The 19,818-nt window shown below is 62.9% G+C and carries 19 protein-coding genes and 2 pseudogenes; 15 read left to right on the plus strand and 6 right to left on the minus strand.

Annotated elements, in window-relative coordinates; genetic code table 11:
- Window positions 1–427: 427 nt before the first annotated feature.
- The 7 genes from vasI to C2H86_RS28450 all read left to right on the plus strand — a co-directional run bounded on the left by vasI (window position 428) and on the right by C2H86_RS28450 (window position 10,101).
- Window positions 428–991, plus strand: a complete 564-nt coding sequence (gene vasI, locus C2H86_RS25565; RefSeq protein ID WP_240349641.1) for a type VI secretion system-associated protein VasI — start codon at window positions 428–430, stop codon at window positions 989–991.
- The gene (gene tssA, locus C2H86_RS25570; protein WP_159410443.1) at window positions 979–2,445 is read left to right on the plus strand and encodes a type VI secretion system protein TssA; all 1,467 of its coding nucleotides are present in this window, start codon (window positions 979–981) and stop codon (window positions 2,443–2,445) included. Before vasI ends, tssA begins: the two co-directional genes overlap by 13 nt.
- Window positions 2,442–6,005, plus strand: a complete 3,564-nt coding sequence (tssM, locus tag C2H86_RS25575; RefSeq protein ID WP_159410444.1) for a type VI secretion system membrane subunit TssM — start codon at window positions 2,442–2,444, stop codon at window positions 6,003–6,005. The genes tssA and tssM overlap by 4 nt, the downstream gene beginning before the upstream one ends.
- A 78-nt stretch (window positions 6,006–6,083) precedes the next feature.
- On the plus strand, window positions 6,084–6,587 hold the full coding sequence (locus tag C2H86_RS25580; RefSeq protein WP_159410445.1) for a sigma-70 family RNA polymerase sigma factor: 504 nt from the start codon (window positions 6,084–6,086) through the stop codon (window positions 6,585–6,587).
- Entirely contained in the window at window positions 6,584–7,552 is a 969-nt protein-coding gene (locus tag C2H86_RS25585) for a DUF4880 domain-containing protein (RefSeq protein WP_159410446.1), read from the plus strand. The genes C2H86_RS25580 and C2H86_RS25585 overlap by 4 nt, the downstream gene beginning before the upstream one ends.
- Window positions 7,553–7,659: 107 nt before the next feature.
- On the plus strand, window positions 7,660–9,210 hold the full coding sequence (locus C2H86_RS28445) for a TonB-dependent siderophore receptor (protein WP_240349642.1): 1,551 nt from the start codon (window positions 7,660–7,662) through the stop codon (window positions 9,208–9,210).
- A 60-nt stretch (window positions 9,211–9,270) separates the two neighbouring features.
- A complete protein-coding gene (locus C2H86_RS28450; RefSeq protein ID WP_346266758.1) occupies window positions 9,271–10,101 on the plus strand; it encodes a TonB-dependent siderophore receptor in 831 nt (276 codons plus the stop codon).
- Here C2H86_RS28450 and C2H86_RS25595 read toward each other — a convergent pair.
- A pseudogene (locus C2H86_RS25595) lies at window positions 10,089–10,340 on the minus strand (PrpF domain-containing protein); the annotation flags it as partial. The gene C2H86_RS28450 and the pseudogene C2H86_RS25595 sit on opposite strands and share 13 nt — an antisense overlap.
- A 220-nt stretch (window positions 10,341–10,560) precedes the next feature.
- Between C2H86_RS25595 and C2H86_RS25600 the strand changes: the two are divergent.
- Both C2H86_RS25600 and C2H86_RS28255 read left to right on the plus strand, forming a co-directional pair.
- A complete protein-coding gene (locus tag C2H86_RS25600) occupies window positions 10,561–11,544 on the plus strand; it encodes a DNA-binding protein (protein WP_159410447.1) in 984 nt (327 codons plus the stop codon).
- Between the two features lie 56 nt (window positions 11,545–11,600).
- A complete protein-coding gene (locus C2H86_RS28255) occupies window positions 11,601–11,774 on the plus strand; it encodes a DUF6021 family protein (RefSeq protein ID WP_205524569.1) in 174 nt (57 codons plus the stop codon).
- A 47-nt stretch (window positions 11,775–11,821) separates the two neighbouring features.
- Here the strand turns inward: C2H86_RS28255 and C2H86_RS25605 are convergent, their stop codons facing one another.
- From C2H86_RS25605 to C2H86_RS25615, 3 genes are all read right to left on the minus strand, one after another.
- Window positions 11,822–12,073, minus strand: coding sequence for a hypothetical protein (locus C2H86_RS25605; RefSeq protein WP_159410448.1), 252 nt, complete (start codon window positions 12,071–12,073; stop codon window positions 11,822–11,824).
- 24 nt (window positions 12,074–12,097) lie between these two features.
- Entirely contained in the window at window positions 12,098–12,598 is a 501-nt protein-coding gene (locus C2H86_RS25610) for a DUF4142 domain-containing protein (RefSeq protein ID WP_159410449.1), read from the minus strand.
- A gap of 71 nt (window positions 12,599–12,669) precedes the next feature.
- Entirely contained in the window at window positions 12,670–13,212 is a 543-nt protein-coding gene (locus C2H86_RS25615) for a GNAT family N-acetyltransferase (protein ID WP_159410450.1), read from the minus strand.
- 110 nt (window positions 13,213–13,322) lie between these two features.
- Between C2H86_RS25615 and dksA the strand changes: the two genes are divergently transcribed.
- Window positions 13,323–13,730, plus strand: a complete 408-nt coding sequence (gene dksA, locus C2H86_RS25620) for an RNA polymerase-binding protein DksA (RefSeq protein ID WP_159410451.1) — start codon at window positions 13,323–13,325, stop codon at window positions 13,728–13,730.
- On the opposite strand, the gene C2H86_RS25625 is transcribed toward dksA, so the two are convergent.
- Window positions 13,727–14,440 carry an MgtC/SapB family protein gene (locus C2H86_RS25625; RefSeq protein WP_159410452.1) on the minus strand — a complete coding sequence of 238 codons (714 nt, stop codon included), beginning with the start codon at window positions 14,438–14,440 and terminating at the stop codon, window positions 13,727–13,729. The two genes, dksA and C2H86_RS25625, sit on opposite strands and share 4 nt — an antisense overlap.
- A gap of 384 nt (window positions 14,441–14,824) precedes the next feature.
- Here C2H86_RS25625 and C2H86_RS25630 point away from each other — a divergent pair, with 384 nt between their 5' ends.
- Window positions 14,825–15,298, plus strand: a complete 474-nt coding sequence (locus C2H86_RS25630) for a sterol desaturase family protein (RefSeq protein ID WP_159410453.1) — start codon at window positions 14,825–14,827, stop codon at window positions 15,296–15,298.
- Here the strand turns inward: C2H86_RS25630 and C2H86_RS25635 are convergent.
- Window positions 15,255–16,142 carry a bile acid:sodium symporter family protein gene (locus tag C2H86_RS25635; RefSeq protein WP_159410454.1) on the minus strand — a complete coding sequence of 296 codons (888 nt, stop codon included), beginning with the start codon at window positions 16,140–16,142 and terminating at the stop codon, window positions 15,255–15,257. The genes C2H86_RS25630 and C2H86_RS25635 overlap by 44 nt on opposite strands.
- 192 nt (window positions 16,143–16,334) lie before the next feature.
- Here C2H86_RS25635 and C2H86_RS25640 point away from each other — a divergent pair, with 192 nt between their 5' ends.
- The 4 genes and pseudogenes from C2H86_RS25640 to C2H86_RS25655 all read left to right on the plus strand — a co-directional run.
- Window positions 16,335–17,216, plus strand: a complete 882-nt coding sequence (locus C2H86_RS25640) for a Dyp-type peroxidase (RefSeq protein WP_159410455.1) — start codon at window positions 16,335–16,337, stop codon at window positions 17,214–17,216.
- 89 nt (window positions 17,217–17,305) lie between these two features.
- The gene (locus tag C2H86_RS25645) at window positions 17,306–18,214 is read left to right on the plus strand and encodes an aldo/keto reductase (RefSeq protein ID WP_159410456.1); all 909 of its coding nucleotides are present in this window, start codon (window positions 17,306–17,308) and stop codon (window positions 18,212–18,214) included.
- A 4-nt stretch (window positions 18,215–18,218) separates the two neighbouring features.
- Entirely contained in the window at window positions 18,219–19,508 is a 1,290-nt protein-coding gene (locus C2H86_RS25650) for an NTP/NDP exchange transporter (RefSeq protein WP_159410457.1), read from the plus strand.
- A 157-nt stretch (window positions 19,509–19,665) separates the two neighbouring features.
- A pseudogene (locus C2H86_RS25655) lies at window positions 19,666–19,788 on the plus strand (general stress protein); the annotation flags it as partial.
- Window positions 19,789–19,818 lie beyond the last annotated feature (30 nt).

Consider the following 19,818-nt stretch of genomic DNA (forward strand, 5'->3'; position numbering starts at 1 on the left):
ATTTGAACTTCCCGCTTTGCTTGTAGGATGTTTCGTATAAGTGTTCAGTGTGGATATTTGATGTTTGTAGGATGTTTTTCGTGTTTATATATTTCTGTAGGGCTCGTCTCACATAAAGAAAGATTTGTTACCTAGGGTGTTTTTCGGAAACTTTTCCTCCTTTAAAAAATGCGCTGAAAGTTTCCTGTTGGTCGAGGCCTTAAGTGTAAGTAAATATTTATTTGTATATCTCTTCCGGCATGAATAGTCTTCGTGGGGTTTTGCTGTGCCCGGTGCCATTAATTTGGTTGCAAGTGCGGGGCCTGGCGTTGATATTTAGAGGGAGAGCCAACTTACGATGACTGCCCGCAGTGCATATACCGCTGGTCTTTCGTTGCTGTTCATTTTGCAACCGGCGTTTGCTGGTGCCTTACGGGACTGCCCACGCGTGGTATCCAATCTGGAGCGCCTAGCCTGCTTCGACGAGGCCGCCGGCACGCCTGCCAGGGCGCTCAGTCAGACATGGTCGGCACCGGAGCAGCAGGCCCCAAGCGTGTCACGCGTGATGGCCAACGAGGCCGGCCGCCCCATCGATGACCTGACCTTCCGCCTCGGTAACGCGAACGAGGAGGCTGGTGCAGCGCAGCCGTGGCTGGTGATATCAGCACCGGCGGTAGCCTCGGCCGAGCCACGCAGCTATCTGGTGATCAGCTGTATCCAGAGCATATCCAGGCTGCAGCTGATCACTGGGCAGCCGATCGAGGCCAATCGGGTCAAGGTGCAACTGCAGGGGGCGCGGGGAGCCAGCACGGCAACGGCTTGGCAGGTGATGGAAAATGGCCAGGTACTCGATGCCGGCCGCGGACTGCCGGCCATCGAACAGATCAAGCGCTTGATCGGTGCCCATCGAGTGCAAGTAGTCAGCGATGACCCTGGTGTCGATGGGCTGACGTTCGATGCTCAGGGGCTGGATCCACTGATTGACCAGGCGCGAAAGACATGTCGCTGGTAGCGGAGGTGTCGGCGCAGGACATCGAGCGGTTGCTTGCGCCCATCGATCCCGAAACACCGGCAGGCCTGTTCGACATGGAGGACGATATCTATCAGGCGGTCGACCAGGAAATGGTCAAGCTTGGCGGCCTGCACCAAGCGACCATCGATTGGCCGTACATCGAAGAGGCATCCCGCGAGTACTTGAGCCAACGCTGCAAGCACTTGCGCATCGTCGCGCACCTGAGCGCCGCTTGGCTGCGCAGCGGTTGCTGGGCGCGCTGGGGCTTCACCGCCGGGCTGCTGGCAGGCGTGCTCGACCGCTATTGGGAGTCCGCACACCCCAAGCCCGGGCCCAAGGGCTTGCTGGGCAAGCGCAAACTGGTGGTTCTGGTGCTCAACCGCTTGCTTGAGGCGCTGCCACGCCTGGACCGGTTCACCTACGGTCCCGCTCAGGCAGCGGCGGCGCGCCAGGCGATGGAATGTCTGCAACGGCAGACGGACAAGGCGCAACTGGAGCCGAGTCTGCTCGACGCATTGCAACAGCAGTTGTCCAAGCAACTGGAGTGTACCGGCGGCAACGTCGAAAGCGCGCCGGCCACGGTCGCCGCCCCTCTGCCAACGCCCGCACCGCTGGGCGCCACTTTCGCTGCGCCCAAGGCGAGCTTGTCTCTGGGCAACGAGCGCGAGACCCGGCGGGCATTGTTGAACATGGCCGACTACATCAACCAGCAGGACCATTACGACCCAACGGGCTACCAGCTGCGCCGCTTTGGCCTGTGGGCGCCAATCAAGGCCGCACCGATGTCCAGGCAGGACCATCGCACCGAGCTGATGGCGGTGCCGACCGATATCGCCGGTAGCTACGAGGACGCCATCGCCAGCCAGGCGACGGACCTTGCGCTGTTGTTGCGCATTGAAAAGAGCGTGGCGGCCTCGCCGTACTGGATCCGCGGCAGTTTCCTGGCCTCGGTCGTGGCAAAGCGCTTGGCGATGGGCGAGGTGGCCGAAGCCATTCGCGCCGCCACCGTCCGCTTTGTCCAGCGCCTTCCGGCCCTGCAGCGCTTGTGTTTCAGCGACGGCACGGCGTTCGTCGACGAGCCGTGCCTGGCATGGCTCAAAGGTGCGCAAGGGCAGGTCGATCGGGGCGCGCCTGCCCATGAGTTTGGGACGCTTCGTGAAGAGCTGGCCAACCAGCTGGAGGCGGGTGGAATCGAGCCGGTGCTGCTGCGCCTGCAGGCACTGCAAGCGGATTTTGGCGCACCGCGCGAGCGCTGCCACAGCACGCTGATTGCTGCTGATCTGCTGGCGGCGCGCGGGGTTTCCTGGCTGGCCCAGGACCTGTGCAGCAGTGTCGCCCTGACGATGCAGCAAACCACGGCGGATGCCTGGGAACCTGATGTGTTCCAGAGGCTTCAGCAGTACGGCGCTCATGCCGAGCTGACCGATCAGAACAAGGACTGGAAACCTTCATGAGTCAATTCTGGAAGCTACTCAAACGTTGGGGCATGCCGCTGGCCATGCGAATCGGCCTTGCCATGCCGCTATTGCTTGGGTTGGGCGCATTGTTGATGTTGATCGCCATCTGGTGGCTGGGCCCGCAGTGGAACTGGCGCGAGCAACAACCCTTGGCCAGTGTCGCGCATCGCAGTGTGGCCAGCCTGCTGCTGGTTCTGGTGCCGCTGTTGTGCTGGGCAGTTGTACTGCGTAGCCGCTTTCGTAGCCTGCAGGCGGAACGTCGCCAGGATGCAGCAGCCCAGGCCGATCCGTGTTTGCCGTTTGTTCACGCCCAGGAACAGGCGCTGGATCGCCAGCTGGCGAACTACCTGAGCAATGCGGGAGGGCGGCGGGCGCTGTATCGCTTGCCCTGGTACCTGATGCTCGGCGACAAGTGCGCAGGCAAGAGTGATTTTATTGAGGGTACGAACCAAAGGTTTTCCTTGACGCGTATCGGCAATGTCCAAGCGCGTGGGCAGCAGCTTGAGCAAACTGCTTTTCCGGTGGGCTGGTGGGTCAGCAATGAGGCGGTGATCCTCGACCCGCCAGGCGATCTCATCATCCACGACGCCATCGACGCGCAACAGCAGGATGCCGACCAGAGACCGCCGGCGGAGCTACCTGCGGGTATACAGGCCAGGCTCTGGAGCGACTTGCTGGCCTGGTTGCTGCGTAATCGCAGCCGCCGGGCGCTCAATGGCCTATTGCTGGTCGTCGATCTGCCCGCGTTGCTGCACGGGACACCGCAGCAACGAACCGCGCTGGCCTATGTATTGCGCACTCGTCTGCATGAGGTGAGCAGCCAACTGGGCGCCCGGCTGCCGCTGTACGTGGTACTGAGCAAATTCGACTTGCTGGACGGCTTCGGTCCGTTCTACAACCGCCTTTCACCGGCCCAGCGCGAACAGTTGCTGGGTTTCACATTCAGGCTCGATGCGCTCAGCCGTTTCGATGCCTGGCAGGACGAGTTGGTCGAGCAATATGATCGCCTGATCGTCCAGCTGCAGGCACAGACCCTGCAGCAACTGCTGCTTGCGGACGGTCTGCCCCAGCGCACATCCCTCGTGTCACTGCTTGCACAGCTGGGCGGGCTGCGGCCGATCCTGACGGGCTTCCTGCGCGAAGTGCTGGCCAGTGATCGCTTCACCACGCCGCCGCTGGTGCGCGGGGTGTTCTGGTCCTCGGTGCAGCAGCAGGGGGAGGTCAGCAACGCGTTCGTACGCGAGGCGGCGCAGCCCTACAACACGTCATTGCCACCGCGCGAGAGCACGCGACAGCTCAAGGCGCAGCGCTATTTCGCCCAGCAGGTCTTGCAGCAGGTCGTCTACAAGGAAGCGGGCCTGGCCGGCGACAACGTACGGGTTGCGCGAAGCAAACGCCAGTTGCTGTGGGTCGGTTCCGCCGTGGGCGTACTGGCACTGGCCGTGGCAGCCGCCACATGGCACCGCTACTTCGACCTGAACGGCGCCAAGGCGGCGGGGGTGCTGGACAAGAGCCGGTCGTTCAGCCAACAGGCCGTGGACCCGCGCCTGGACCCCACCGGCCGCAACCTGCTGGAACCACTCGACCAGATCCGCGACGCTGTTGCGGTGTTTGGTGATTATCGCGCCGCATGGCCGCTGGTGGCGGATGTCGGCCTCTACCAGGGGCGGGTCATCGGGCCCCGGGTCGACGAAGCCTACCTGAGCCTGCTTTCGCGGCGCTTTCTGCCAGCCTTGGCCAGTGGCGTGGTCGATGCAATGGATGCGGCGCTGGCTGGCAGCGAGCAACAGATGGCTGCGCTCAGGGTCTACCGCATGCTCGAAGACCGCCACAACCGTCGCCCGCAATGGGTCGAGGAGTGGATGGCGAGCCAGTGGCAGCAGGCGTTTCCCGGCCAAGGCCAGGTACAGCGCGACCTCATGCGACATTTGCAGTATGCCCTGGCCTATGCCGATGCCGACCTGCCGCAGTTCCAGGCGCGCGTCGCGAGCGTTCAGCAGGCTTTGCGCAAGGTCCCGTTGCCACAACGGGTGTATGCCACGCTCAAACAGCAGGCCCTGGAGCGGCTGCCTTACGGGCTGAATCTGCGCCATCAGGTGGGCCCGGTCTTCGACATCGTCTATCAGCCAGCCGACCGCGCCACCGAAGACATCTACCTGGCGCCCCTGCTGACGGCGAAAGGGTTTACCGAATATTTCGAGCTGCAGAGTCGACACATCACCGACATGGCCTTGATCGACCAGTGGGCGCTGGGCGAACGCAAGGCCCTTGACTACTCTGATGCCGACCGCGAAGCCCTGATCGAGCGGGTCCGCGCCCTGTACAGCGCAGACTACATCGCCAGCTGGCAACGCGCGTTGCAGGCATTGGCCATCGCCGATTTCCGTGATCTCGACCATGCAGTGAAGGTCCTCGAGCAACTGACCGGGCCGGCGGCGCCGTTGCAACGGTTGCTGGAGACCGTGCGTGAAAACACTGTCCTCCAACATTTGCCGGCATTATCCAGCATGGCCGATGCCGTACCGGACAGCCCGCTGCCACTGCAAGTTACCGCAATCAGCCGGGCGTTTTCCGGGCTGAACGCCATGCTTGAAGCGAAAGGTGAGAAGCCCAGCTACTACGATGAAACCCTCGGTGCGATAGTTGCCGTCCACGAGTATGCGAGGACGGTGCAGGGCAGTCCGGATCGAGGCAATGCAGCGTTGCAGGCGGTGCTGCAGCGCTTCTCGATGCAGGGCGCCGACCCGATCAGTACATTGCAGCGAGTCGCGACCGGCCTGCCTGAACCAGTCAGGCAGCAGGTCAGGGCGGTCGCCGAGCAGACCACCCGTGTGCTGAATATCGAGGCCCTGCGGGAACTGGAGCGACGCTGGGACAGTGAGGTATACAGCTTCTTCCAGCAACGCCTGGCCGGCCGCTACCCCTTCGTGGTGAAAGCGCCCGATGCCTCGCTGGAGGACTTCGAGGCCTTCTTTGGGCCGAAGGGGCGGTTGCAGCAGTTTCAGGATCAGTACCTCAAGGTCTTCCTGAAAGACAATCTCGAGGCGTTGCGCTCAGGCCGGCAGGGTACTTCGCTGATTCGTGAAGATGTCATCGAGCAACTGGAAGCCGCCGACCGTATCCGCGAGACGTTCTTCGACCCGCGTGGCAACCTCAGCGTGCAGTTCAGCATCGAGCCCTTGGGCCTCAGTGCCAACCAGCGCACCAGCCTGCTCGACCTCGATGGCCAATTGATCTCCTACACCCACGGTCCGCGTCAGATCGTCGGGGTGATCTGGCCCAATACGCTGGGGCAGCAGGTGCGCAGCAACCTCACCCTGCTCAGGCACGGTGGCAACAGCAGCAGCCTCGATTATCGAGGTCCTTGGTCGATGTTCCGCCTGTTCAGCCGCGGAGCGCTCAACGGGCGTACCGAGAGCAGCGTGGACCTGAGCTTCCGTGCCGGCGATGGCGTGATGCGCTATCGGTTGAATGCTGAAAAGGCCTTCAATCCCATTACCCAGCAACCCTTCAAGGACTTCAGGCTGCCGCGCGGGTTGTTGCAGGGGGCGCTTTAGATCGCAACTCTGGCCGAAATCAAATGATAAGTATTATCATGCGCGGACTTCCTATTAATCGCCCCGGAGCTCCGCTGCATGCCTGCTGCCCGCCACGACGCCGTCGCAGACCTCTACCTGGCGCACCACAGCTGGGTGGTCAGCCTGCTGCGCCGCCGGCTGGGTAACCGCGAGCAGGCCATGGACCTGGCCCAGGACACCTTCGTCCGCCTGCTGCGCAGCGAGCTGCCGGCGCCATTGCGCGAGCCGCGAGCCTACCTGAGCACTGTTGCCAGTCGGCTGTGCCTGCAACATTTCCGCCGCCAGGCACTGGAGCGGGCCTATCTGGATAGCCTGGCTGCACTGGAGCCGCAGCATCAACCCTCGGAAGAGAACCGCCTGCTGGTACTCGAAGCACTGGATGCCGTCGGCCAGGTGCTCGACGGCCTGGGCGGCCGGGTGCGCGAGGTGTTCCTGCTGTCGCAACTCGATGGCCTGACCTACGTGCAGATCGGCGAACGCCTGGGGCTGACCGTCAATGTGGTACAGAAGGCCATGCTCAAAGCCTATCGGCACTGCTATGCCGAGGTTTACGGCGCATGAGAGCGCACGGCGCGAATGAGCCTGTGCTGGACCCGGCCGTGGTGGAGCAGGCGATGCTGTGGCTGGTGCGCCTGCAATCAGGGGCCTGCAGCGAGGCCGAGCAGCAGGCCTGTCAGCGCTGGCGTTTGCAAAACAGCACACACGAACTGGCGTGGCAGCGCCTCAATGGCCTTGGCCAGGGCCTGCGCGAAGGCACCCACGGCCTGAGTGCGCAGGGCGCGCGACAGTTGCTGCAAGCGCGCACGCAGGTTTCGCGCCGCGCGGTGCTCAATGGGCTGGTCGGTGCTGGTGTACTGATTGCCGGTGGTTACAGCCTCCAGCAGCGCAGGCTATTGCCGACCTGGTTCAGTGATTACGCCACCGCTACTGGCGAGCGCCGCAGCTGGCGCCTGCAAGGGGAGCTTGCGCTGCAACTCGATACAGGCAGTGCGCTGGACATCGAGTCGGTGGCCGGGGCGCAGTTGCTGACGCTCAACCGTGGTCGGCTACTGCTGGAGCTTGGAGATAACGCAGATGTGCATCTGCGCAGTGCGCAAACTTTGGTAAGACCTGGGCATTCCTCACGCCTGGTGGTTCAGCAATTGGCAATGACGACGCAGGTGCAATTACTGGAAGGCGCTGCGCTGATCGAGTACGGGCAGGGTGCCCGCCTGAAACTGGCGGCGGGTTGGCAACAGCGCTTCAGCACAGCCGGGGCTGAGCCGCCCCAGCCTTTGAACGCTGCTGCCACGGCCTGGACCCAGGGCCAGTTAGTCGCCGAACGCATGCCATTGGTGCAGTTGCTGGCCGAACTCGATCGCTATCGACCTGGCATCTTGCGCTGCGACCCGCGTATCGCCGGGCTGCGGGTCAGTGGCATGTTCTCGGTCGACCGGCCGGATGCCAGCCTGCAGTTGCTTACCGAAGTGCTCCCGGTTCAGGTCCAGCGCGTACTGGGCTATTGGGCCTCGGTAGTGCCTGCCTGATTTTTTCATTGCTGGCGGCAGGTTTTGGTTTTTCGCGCATCAAGACAGGAGAAAGCGCTGAACGAGCAGCGCACTGTGCCTACCCCTGTCTGCCAAGGATTGTCCCGATGCATTCTCGCCTCACCCCGATTGCCGCCGCTGTGCGCCCGCTGATGCTTGGCCTCGCCGTCGCTGCATTCCACCTTCCCGTACAGGCCGAAGAGGCCACTGCCGCGCAAGCCGATGTGCGCCGTTTCGACATTGCCGCAGGCAGCCTCGACAGCGTGCTGGGCCAATTCGGTCAGCAAGCTGGGGTGATGGTCGCGGTGGATTCGCAACTGTCCCATGGCGTGCAGAGCCCCGGGCTGCGCGGCCGGTTTTCGGTGGAGCAGGGGTTGGCCATGTTGCTGAACGGCACCGGGCTACAGCCAGTGCTGGTGGCTAGCGGCCGTTATCGGCTGATTGCCAGGGGCGACGAGACGAGCGCCCTGGAATTGGGCGCAACCAGCGTCAACGCAGCAGGGCTCGGGGCGACCACCGAAGGGACCGGCTCCTACACCACTGGCGTGACCAGCACCGCCACCAAGATGAACCTGTCGATCCGCGAAACGCCGCAATCGATCAGCGTGATCACCCGCCAGTTCATGGACGATCAGCAGCTGACCAGCATGTCCGATGTGCTCAAGCAGACCCCAGGCATCACCATGTCCCAGGACGGCGGCGAACGTTTCAACATCTATTCCCGTGGCAGCGCGCTGAACACCTATCAGTTCGATGGCGTCACCACCTACCAGGAGAACCAGACTCGCACCATGCCCAGTACCTTGCTGGACATGGCGATCTACGACCGTGTGGAAGTGGTACGCGGCGCGACCGGCCTGATGACCGGTGCCGGCGACCCGAGCGGCGTGGTCAACGTGGTGCGCAAGCGCCCGACCGCGACCTTCCAGTCGTACATCCAGGGCGGTCTTGGCTCGTGGAACTACAAGCGCCTGGAAGCCGATGTCTCCGGCCCGCTGACGCCAACCGGCAATGTACGCGGGCGCCTGGTGGCCGCCAAGCAGACCAACCACACCTTCATGGACTGGTACCAGCAGGACCGGGATATCGCCTACGGCGCACTTGAAGCCGACCTCAGCGACAGTACCGTGCTGCGCCTGAGCATCGACCACCAGCGCTATCGGCCTACCGGCGCCCAGGGTGTGCCATTGATCTACACCAACGGCCAGCAGACCGACTTCTCTCGCTCGACCAGCTCCGGCGCACGCTGGAACGAGGACCGTTTCGAAACAACCAACTACAACATCGGCCTTGAGCAACAACTGGCCGGTGACTGGCAGCTGAAGATCGCCAGCACTTACATGGATGTCGACCGCAACACCACCACCGGCTCGTACAGCAGCCCGTCCGGCAACTCCCGAATCACCTCGGACAACATCGCCAGCATCGGCCAAAGCGCGTCCTGGGCTACCCAGCGGCAGAAAGCTATCGACGTTACACTGCAGGGGCCATTCGAACTGTTCGGGCAAACCCACGAACTGATCCTCGGGGGCAACTACCTCGATTACGTGAACCATCACCACGCCGTGACGGGGTCTGCGGTCAGCGTCGACTTCGACAGCTGGAACAACGAACTGCCCAAGCCAGACAAGGGCAGCTTCGCCCCTAACCTGGACTAAGATGTCGACACCCAGCAAAGCGGCTACTTCGCAGCCGGCCGTTTCAACCTGACCGACAGCCTGCACCTGATTCTCGGCGCCCGGGCCAGCAACTACCATTATCACTACTACCTTCGCAGTTTGCCCAACGGCGCCCCCACCGACTATCGCCTGACTGAACGCGGCGTGGTCACGCCCTATGCCGGCCTGGTCTACGACCTGACCGCCGAGCAGTCCGTCTATGTCAGCTATACCGACATCTTCAAACCTCAGTCGGCCCGTGACCGCACCGGCAAGATGCTCGACCCGGTGATAGGCAAGAACTACGAGATGGGCTGGAAGGGCGAGTTCTATGAAGGCCGCCTGAATGCCAGCGTCGCAGCCTACCTGATCAAGCGTGACAACGTCGCCGAGCTGGACGGCGGCCTGACTGTGCCGGGCTCCGATTCCGAGGAAAGCGCCTACCGTGCGGTCAATGGCGCCGAGACCAAGGGCGTCGATCTTGAGTTGGCCGGCGAGCTGAGCCCAGGCTGGAACCTCCAGGGTGGCTACAGCCACTCGCGCACCGAAGACCCGGACGGCGAGCGACTGACCGCGCAACTGCCGCTGGACACCTTTCGCCTGTGGAGCACTTATCAGCTGCCGGGCGACTGGCAGCGCCTGACCCTGGGCGGAGGGGTCAACTGGAACTCCAGCAACTCGCTGTACTTCAGCAATTTCAACAGCCGCGTCAGCCAGGATGACTACACCGTGGTCAACTTGATGGCTCGCTACCGCTTCAACGAGCACCTGTCGACCACCGTCAACCTGAACAACCTGTTCGATGAGAAGTACTACACGGGGTTCGCCGGCAGCTATGGGCATTATGGTGCGCCACGCAACCTGATGATGAACGTGCGTTACGACTTCTGAGCCCCCGACCAGAGCGCCCGAGGTACGCACACCTGCCCGTCGAACAACAGGCGAGCCGTGCGTACCAACCCGCAGCCGGTCAATGCACCCTGTTCCAGCGTTACCTCGATACTGAATTCACCACTGGGGTGCTCCACCGAAAGCCGCTGGCGGTCGCCCGAGCCAGTGACGGCAATGCCCTGGGTCACCATGACTTCGATCAGGCAGGCAGTGGCTGCGCTGACCGCGCCGAACACGCCGCAAGTGACCTTGCGGGCGAATGTCGAGAACGTCGCGAACAAGGCCTATGGCGTACTGCCCACCTCGATCCGCGACCGTATTGAGTACTTTTTCGTGATTAACATGCGATAAGCCGTGATTATTAAGCCTTAGATTCAACTTGAAATATTGCCTGACAAGGAACAAAATCCCCACGTAATTACATGGTACGTATCATGTTACGAAATCGTAGGAGCAAACATGGCCCGGGGCGGTATCAACAAGGCGGTAGTGCAGCAGGCGCGGCAGGTGCTGATCGCCCGGGGTGAGTACCCCAGCATCGATGCGGTACGTATCGAGTTGGGCAATACGGGCTCGAAGACCACCATCCATCGCTACTTGAAGGAGCTTGAGGGGCAGAAGCCAGTGGCCCTGCAGGGGCAGGCTGCCCTCAGCGACGCGCTGACCAAACTGGTATCGCAATTGGCTGCGCAGGTGCAGGAGGAAGGCGACGCCCGCATCGAGCAGGCCGAAGCCGCGCTCAGTGAGGAACGTGAGAAGCTTGAGGCGCAGTTGCAGTTGGCGCAGCAGGCATTGGCGGCCGCCCATCAGCAACAGCAGATCCAGGCTGCTGCGCTGGCTGCCGAGTCTGAGCGCCTGGTGACTGCACAGAACTCGCTGCAGGCCGAGCAATTGCGTAGCGCCAGCCTCAATCAGTCACTGGGCGAATTGCAGGTGCGGCTGACCGACAAGGACGAGCAGGTGCGCTCGCTGGAAGACAAGCACCGCCATGCCCGTGATGCACTTGAGCATTACCGCAGCGCCAGCCGCGAACAGCGCGAGCAGGAGCAGCGCCGCCATGAAGCGCAGACCCAGCAGTTGCAGGTGGAGCTGCGCCAGTTGCAGCAAGGCATGATCGTCAAGCAGGACGAACTGACTCGCCTGCACCGCGACAACGAACGGATGCTCGGCGAACACCGCCAGGCCAACAGCGAATGCAAGGTCAAGGACGAGCTGCTCGAGCAGCGCGATGCGCAGATCCAGGGCTTGCGAACAATCCTCGCACAAGCACAGGGCGCCAGCGATGAAATGCGCCGGCAGCTGCAGGCGCAAACCCAGAGCCTGGAAGACAACCGCGCTATCAACACGGAGCAGGGCAGGCAGTTGCAGCACCTGCAGGACGAACTGCGCAAGCGCGACGAAGCACTTCAGGCCTGCCGTGCGCAGCTTGCGCCGAGCAATTGAATCAAACTTCCTGGGTCGGCTGCGTTCTTCCGAAGACATAACCGGGAGAGCACAACATGAGCAAGCCAGAGCCGCAACATCGCCAAGGTCCGCATTCTTCAGACCATGCAAGCAAGAAGGATGATCTGGGTTTTGACCCGGACTCGCCGGACCTTGACGACCCTCAAGTCGACCCGCAGGGGCCGGCAAAGCCGCCAAGGGACGATGAAAAGGCCAACAGAAAGCGCTAAGCCGACCCACCCCATCGTCGGGCTCCCGGCGATGGGGTGGCTGCGGTTCAGCGCTCCACTTGTTTGGCCGCTTCGACCCCCGCCGAAGACAGCTTGATCGGGTAGCTCATGCTGATCTGGTGGTCTTCGTCCACCGCCACGCTGCCATCCTGGATCAAACCATGCTCCTGAAGTGTCTTGAGCATGCCGGCTACCGCCATTTCGCCGCGATAGTTGTCCAGCAACTCCTTGCCCAGCCCTTGAGGGTGGGCGTGCAGCAGGCGGGTGAGAATTTCGCTTCGCAAAGCATCGTTAGTCATGTGTGGCCTCGTGTCGTGGGGCGGTCACTTGCCATGGGTGGCCTGGAGTGCCTTGGCCTGTTCCAGGTGGTGTTCGAGGGTCGGCAGAGTCTCGCTGGCGAAAGCCTTCAGTTCAGGCTTGTCTGAGGAGGCGGCCTCCTTCTTGAACAGCTCCACAGCCTTTTCGTGGGCGTCGACCTGGTTGTTGACGTACGACTTGTCGAACGACTCGTCGCGCCATTCGAGGATCATCTTTTTCACTTTATCGGTCAGCGTTGCTTCGTCCGGTACGCTGATGTCCAGCTTGCGGGCGATGTCGCCAAGCTTCTGGTTGGCCTTGGTGTGGTCGGTGACCATTTGCTGGGCAAATGTCTTGATCTCGGCGTTCTGGCTTTTTTCCATGGCCAGGTTGCCGGTGACCGTCTCGGCGATGCCGGCCTCGGTGGCGGCATCGACGAAATCATCGGACGTGGCGGCCAGTGCCTGCAGCGATGCCATGCCCAGTACCAGCGACAACCCAGCGCGTTTGATGAACAGATTGCTCATGCCTGACTCCTTGTAATCGGTGGCGCGACCTCAGTGTCGCGTACGGTTGAGCCAGGCAGATCGGCAAAGGTTTAGTTTTTCTTGGCGCCGGGCGACCACCGCGAGTCAACTGCCAGTGGCAGACGCATTGCACACCGCCCGGACAACCCATGCGCGCGCTCTGTTGCCAGGATGCTCTGCAACCTTGCCCCGAGGTGCTGGACATCGAGCACTTCGAACCCGTACCTCACATAGAAGGGCGCATTCCAGGCCACTTGCGCAAAGGTGGTCAAGGTCAACTCCACAGCGCCCCGACGCCGGGCTACGGCACATGCCTTGTCCAGCAACTGCCTGCCGATACCTTGCCCCTGCGACTGCAACCGTACCGAAAGCTCGTGCACATGCAGTGCCTGGCCTTCCAGGCTCAGGCATATAAAGCCCAGGGCCTGGCCCTGATCATCCTCGGCCAACCAGCTGCCCTGATCGTCAATGAAGGCCTTGTGCGCCTTTGCGTCCAGCCCCTCGGCAGTTGCCAGCCAGGCCAGTTCGGGCAACTGCAAGAACGCTTGTGCGGCTGATCGCTCGACTGCAATCAGCTGGGCGATGTCGGGAAGCAAGGCGGGGCGTATGAGCATTGGACGTTCCTCCATGGGCTGGCAATAGTCTGTGGCGATATGAACAGGGCTTGCAATAATAGGGTTATAACGTAACATTTTCGCTTTCCCAGCCACGCGAGACCGCCTTGATGACTGAAGAGGAACTGCTGCGCCAGGCGCCCGCAGCCTACATGAACGAGGTCCAACAGCAATTTTTCCGCACGCTGTTGCTTGGCCAGCGTTGCGACCTGCAAGCCCGTATCGACGAAGAATTCCAGGGCTTGCGTGAGCAGGAAGTGCACAGCGACCCGGCCGATATCGGCAGCGCCGAGGAGGAACGGCAGTGGAGGCTGCGCTCGCTGGAGCGGGAGAAGAAGCTGCTGGACAAGATCGACCAGGCACTGGAGCGCCTCGCCCGGGGTGAGTATGGCTGGTGCCAGGAAACCGGCGAACCGATCGGCCTGCGCCGCCTGCTGCTGCGCCCCACGGCAACGCTGTGCATCGAAGCCAAGGAGCGCCAGGAGCAGAAGGAGCGGCACCTGCGCGAAGAGCGTTAATCCGCCGCCAGTGCCTGGGGCTGCAACTGCCAGCGCACCGAGCTGACGCCTTTTTCCAGGCTCACCCGACCCACCAGCCGCTCCAGTTGCGCCGGCGCCTGCGGGTTACCGAGCAGTTCTGCGCGTACCTCCAGGCGGGCTGGGTTGGCCAGGTCTTCGCTGTGCAGCGATTGCAGGCGCAACTGTGGGTCGCCCAGGCTGTGCAGCATCAGGCTGCGCACCTGAATCTCATCTTCGGCACGGCAGACGATGCGCACCTCGAAACGTTGTTCGACCTCACTGGCTGGCAGCACCTCCTGGCGGTCGAGACGCTGGGCGATATCGCGCAGCAGGATATTGGCACACAGTACCATCAGGCTGCCCAGCGTTGCCTCGAGCAGCAGCCCGAGGCTGCACAGCACACCGACCGCCGCGGTGCACCAGAGCGTGGCGGCGGTGTTCAGGCCACGCACGTTGAAGCCGTCGCGCATGATGACGCCACCACCGAGAAACCCGATGCCCGACACCACGTAAGCGGCCACCCGCGAGGCATCGTTGGGTGCCATGCCAGGCACCGCCTGGGTCATCAGCACGAACAGGCAGGCACCGGTGCTGACCAGCGCGTTGGTGCGCAGCCCGGTCAGGCGTTGACGCAGTTGGCGCTCGGCACCGATCAGGGCGCCGAGCAGCAGGGCAATGCTGACGCGCAGCAGAAAGACTTTCCAATCCATAGCAAACCTCTTCCACGGGCACACGCCCGCACGGTTGAATAACCAGAAAATGCGCAGGACCACGAAAGGGAAGAGGGGGGAAAGCCTTTAAAGGCTGGAGAATTCCACCGCCTGGCCAATGGCGAGACAGTGGCAGGAAGCTGCCGGACTAGCTCGCCGTGTGGGCCTGTCGCAAGCGACTGGGGCTACTGTCCAAAGCAGGACTCCTGTTCAGGGATGCGAAATTGCGTCGCGGACCTTACGCCGCCGTCCACACCGGGTCAAGGGCAAAAACATGACAAGGGATTCATCAGGAAATGCCCTACAGCCGGTCACGCCTGCATGGAAATAAACCTGGGTAATCGGTACCCTTGCGCCATTCTCCGCCATACCCCGGACCGTTACATGCTGTTCAATCTCGCCGTGCTGCTCGGCACCCTGGTGGCCATGGAAGGTGTCGGCACACTGGCCCACAAGTACATCATGCATGGCTGGGGCTGGTGGCTGCACCGTTCGCACCACGAGCCGCAGCTGGGCATGCTGGAAACCAACGACCTGTACCTGGTGGCCCTGGGGCTGATCGCCACGGCGTTGATCGCCCTGGGCAAGGCCGGCCATGCGCCCTTGCAGTGGGTAGGCGCAGGCGTGGCCGGGTATGGCGTGCTGTACGTGCTGGCCCACGACGGCTTCTTTCACCGGCACTGGCCGGGCAAGCCGCGGCCGGTCAACCGCTACCTCAAGCGCCTGCACCGTGCCCATCAGTTGCACCACGCCGTCAAGGGGCGCACGGGCAGCGTGTCGTTCGGCTTTTTCTATGCCCCGCCGCTGAAGGTGCTCAAGCGCCAGCTGCAGGCGCGGGTGCCACGCGACCGCGGCTGACCCACCAGCCAAACCCTGCGGCGGTGAAGAACATGATGAGGCTGTACAGCGCGGCTGGCACGGCCATGGTGGCGTTGTTCAGCAGCGATGGGCTCAACGCCAGGGCGATGGCCAAGGTACCGTTGTGGATGCCGATTTCCATGCCGATGGCGATGGCCTGGCGCTTGGGAATACTCAGCAGGCGCGGCACCCAGTAGCCAAGTGTCAGGCTGATCAGGTTGAACAGCAAGGCTGCCAGACCCACCACCGGGGCATATTCGACAACGGTCTGCCAGTCCTTGGCCAGCGCCAGCACGATGGTGAACGCCAGGAACAGCGCTGCCACCAGCTTCATCGGCTTTTCCATGCGTGCGGCAAAACGCGGTGCCCAATGGCGGATCAGCATGCCCAGGGCCACCGGCAGCAGGACGATGGCGAACACCTGCATGACCTTGGCGAACTGCAACGGAATTGCCTGATCCGACGTCATGAACCAGGCCAGCGACAGGTTTACCAGCAGCGGCATGGTCAAGATCGCGATCAACGAATTGACCGCTGTCAGGGTGATATTCAGCGCCACATCACCATGGGCCAGGTGGCTGAACAGGTTGGCGGTGGTGCCTCCCGGGGACGCGGCCAGCAGCATCAGGCCGACCGCCAGCGCCGATTCCAGGCCAAAGCCATTGGCGATCAGGAAGCACACCAGTGGCAACAATAGGATCTGACAGCACAAGCCAACCACCACCGGTTTCGGGTATTTCACCACGCGGGCGAAGTCGGCCAGCGTCAGGGACAAGCCGAGACCGAGCATGATGATGCCCAGCGCCAGGGGGAGGAACGCAGTCAACAAGGGTGAGGCGGTCATGGGCAGGCACTCAGGCAAGGGATGCAGGCAGTCTAGGCCGGCCTTGCGGGCTGGCTAATCGCAATGCGCCAGTACTTGGTAACCGTTTGTTACCGGATTACCGGCAGACCCTGGCGCACAGCGTCTCCACGTCGCGTTGCGATAGGCGCCCCAGCGCAGTAGCATTCCGCTTTTGCCGAGGATTAGCCTGTCATGCCGTTCCAGCAAGGTCTGCTTGCCACCCCCGTGCCGGCCCACGCCCGTCACCTGTTCTTCGCCCTGCAGTCGCCCGAGGCGCTGCCTGCCGTACTGGATGCATTGCTGCCGCAGGTGGATGGCCAGAACCTGATCCTCGGCATCGGTGCGCCGTTGGTAAAAGCCCTTGGCCGCGACATCCCTGGCCTGCGCGCCTTTCCGCAACTCGATGCCGCAGTGGAAAACCCGAGCACCCAGCACGCCCTGTGGTTGTGGCTGCGCGGCAACGAGCGTGGCGACCTGCTGCTCCAGGCCCAGGCACTGGAACAGGCGCTGGCCCCGGCATTGCGCCTGGCTGACAGCGTCGATGGCTTCCTGCACCGCGGTGGCCACGACCTGACCGGTTACGAAGACGGCACCGAGAACCCGGTGGACCAGGAGGCGGTGGATGCCGCCATTCTTGCCGGCGAGCAGCCAGGCCTGGCCGGTTCCAGCTTCGCCGCCTTCCAGCTGTGGAAGCACGACCTGGAATACTTCAAGTCACTGCCCCAGGCTGACCAGGACAACATCATCGGCCGCCGCCTGAGCGATAACGAAGAGCTCGACGACGCGCCGGCATCGGCCCACGTCAAGCGTACTGCCCAGGAAAGCTTCGAGCCGGAAGCCTTCATGGTGCGCCGTTCGGTCGCCTGGGCCGACAGCCGTGGCGCAGGCCTGGCGTTCGTCGCCCTGGGCCACAGCTTCGATGCGTTCGAAGTGCAGCTGCGGCGCATGAGCGGCCTGGAAGACGGCGTCATCGACGGCCTGTACCGCTTCAGCCGGCCGCTGACCGGCGGCTATTACTGGTGCCCACCGATGGCCGAGGCGGGTCTGGACCTGCGCGCACTGCTGCAGGCCTGATCACAAAACATCCAGATACAGAATCACCTGCCAGCGCAGGGCATAACGGCTAGCCTTGAAAGTTTCCGACTTATGACGGGAGCTTTGCCATGTACAAGCGTCGCGATGTCCTACGCGCTGGTGCGGCGTTGGGGTTGGTAGCCGCCAGCCCGTGGCTGCATGCCGCCAGCTCCGCCGGGTTGCTGACGCGCAAGGTCCCCTCCACGGGCGAGGCCTTGCCGGTGATTGGTGCCGGCACTTCCGGCAGTTTCGAGGTCGAGGCCGGCTCCACCGAGTTCCAGCAGCTCAAGGTGGTGCTCAAGGCGTTTTTCGACGGTGGCGGCAAGGTCATCGACACTTCGCCCAACTATGGCGGCGCCGACAGCATTCTTGGGCAGTTGCTGGAGGAGGGCGGCTGGCACCGGCAGTGCTTCATCGCCACCAAGATCGCCGCCGACAGCCGGGCCGATGCCGAAGCGCAATGGGCCGGCACGCTCCGGAGCCTGCGCACTGACAAGGTCGACTTGCTGCAAATCCACAACCTGCGCGACTGGCAGACCCAACTGCCCTATGCCCGCGAGCTCAAGCAGCAGGGCAAGGCCCGTTATGTCGGTATCACCCATTACCTGAACAGCGGCCACGAAGACGTGGCGCGCATCGTGCGCAGCGAGCCGCTGGACTTCATCCAGGTCAACTACTCGGTGAATGCCCCGCAAGCGGCACGCGAACTGCTGCCGTTGTGCCAGGACAAGGGCGTCGCCGTACTGATCAACCGCGCCTTCGACGACGGTCGGCTGTTCGCCAGGGTCAGGGACCAGGCCTTGCCGGCATGGGCCGCCGAGGCCGGAGTCGGCAGTTGGGCACAGTTGTTTCTCAAGTTCGCCATCAGCCACCCGGCGGTGACCACAGTGATACCGGCGACCGGGCGACCGGAACGCCAGGTTGACCAGCTCAAGGCTGGGCATGAGCCGCTGCTCACCCAGGCGCAACAAGACGCGCTGATCAAGCAGTTCGCCTGAGCCCATGAACAGCTGGGGCAGGCGCCTCGTCCAGCCCGGAGAGGGGCCAGCGGTGATCGCCGGGCTATTGCTGTTCTACCTGCTGTTCACCGGCTATTTCATGCTGCGCCCGGTGCGCGAAACCATGGGTGTGGCAGGGGGCGTGGACAACCTGCAATGGCTGTTCACCGGCACCTTCATCGCCACCCTGGCCTGCCTGCCGCTGTTCGGCTGGCTGGCCTCGAAGGTACGTCGCCGGCACATCCTGCCCTGGACCTATGGTTTCTTCGCCAGCAACCTGGTGCTGTTCGCGGCGCTGTTTGCGGTTGCTCCAGACGACCTGTGGAGCGCCCGGGCTTTCTACATCTGGCTGTCGGTGTTCAATCTGCTGAGCATTTCGCTGGCCTGGAGTGTGCTCACCGACCTGTTCTCCACCGAGCAAGGCAAGCGCCTGTTCGGCCTGTTGGCCGCCGGGGCCAGCCTGGGTGGCCTGAGCGGGCCGATCCTGGGCACGCTGCTGGTCGCACCATTGGGACATGCCGGGCTGGTGCTGCTGGCCGGGTTGTTGCTGTTGGGCAGCGTGATCGCCTGCCTCTGGCTGCAGCTCTGGCGCGATCGCAACCCATTGCCTGCAGCGAATGAACAGCCCACCTCACGCCCCCTGGGGGGCAATCCCTTCGCCGGCGCGACGGCCGTGTTGCGCTCACCTTATCTGTTGGCGATTGCCTTGTTCGTGGTGCTGCTCGCCAGTGTCAGTACCTTCCTGTATTTCGAACAGGCCCGCATCGTCAGCGAAACCTTCACCGATCGTACGCGCCAGACCCAGGTGTTCGGCCTGATCGATACCGTGGTACAGGCGCTGGCCATCCTTACTCAGGTATTCCTTACCGGTCGCCTGGCCAGGCGGATGGGCGTAGGCGTGTTGCTGGTGGCGGTGCCGCTGGTGATGGCGGCGGGTTTCCTCTGGCTGGCCCTTGCACCAGTATTCGCCGTCTTCGTGGTGGTCATGGTGGTGCGCCGGGCGGGTGAGTATGCGCTGGTGCGGCCGGGCCGCGAGATGTTGTTCACGGTCTTGCCGGCAGAAGACAAGTACAAGGCGAAGAACTTCATCGACACCGTGGTGTATCGCGGTGGCGACGCCCTGAGCGGCTGGCTCAAGCGCGGGCTGGACCTGCTGGCCGATCACCCACAGCTGGCCATGCTGATCGGCGCAGGGCTTGCCATAGGCTGGGCGTTGACAGGCGGCTGGTTGGGCAGACGTCAGCGCCAGGCAGAATCGGCTGTCGCACCAAATAAACCGCCGCCGCTTATTTAACGCCGCCGGTCCGAACCCTTCGCAATAAAACGAATCCCCCGATATCGCCGAACTCCGACCTTATGTACGGCGCAGCGCCGTGCACTTCGAAAGCCACAAGAGGTTAGAGACCATGGCCAACAAAGAAAACAGCCGCACCGGTAGCCAGGGTGGTAGCAAGAACCCTGGCAACTTCGCCAATGATCGCGAGAAGGCCTCCGAGGCCGGTCGCAAAGGCGGCCAGCAATCCGGCAGCGGTCGTACCAGCAGCGAGTCGGGCCGCAAGGGCGGCCGTTCGTAAGTGAGGCAACGCAGTGCCGGGGCGACCTGG

The sequence above is a fragment of the Pseudomonas putida genome (assembly GCF_009883635.2).
Classification (GTDB): domain Bacteria; phylum Pseudomonadota; class Gammaproteobacteria; order Pseudomonadales; family Pseudomonadaceae; genus Aquipseudomonas; species Aquipseudomonas putida_W.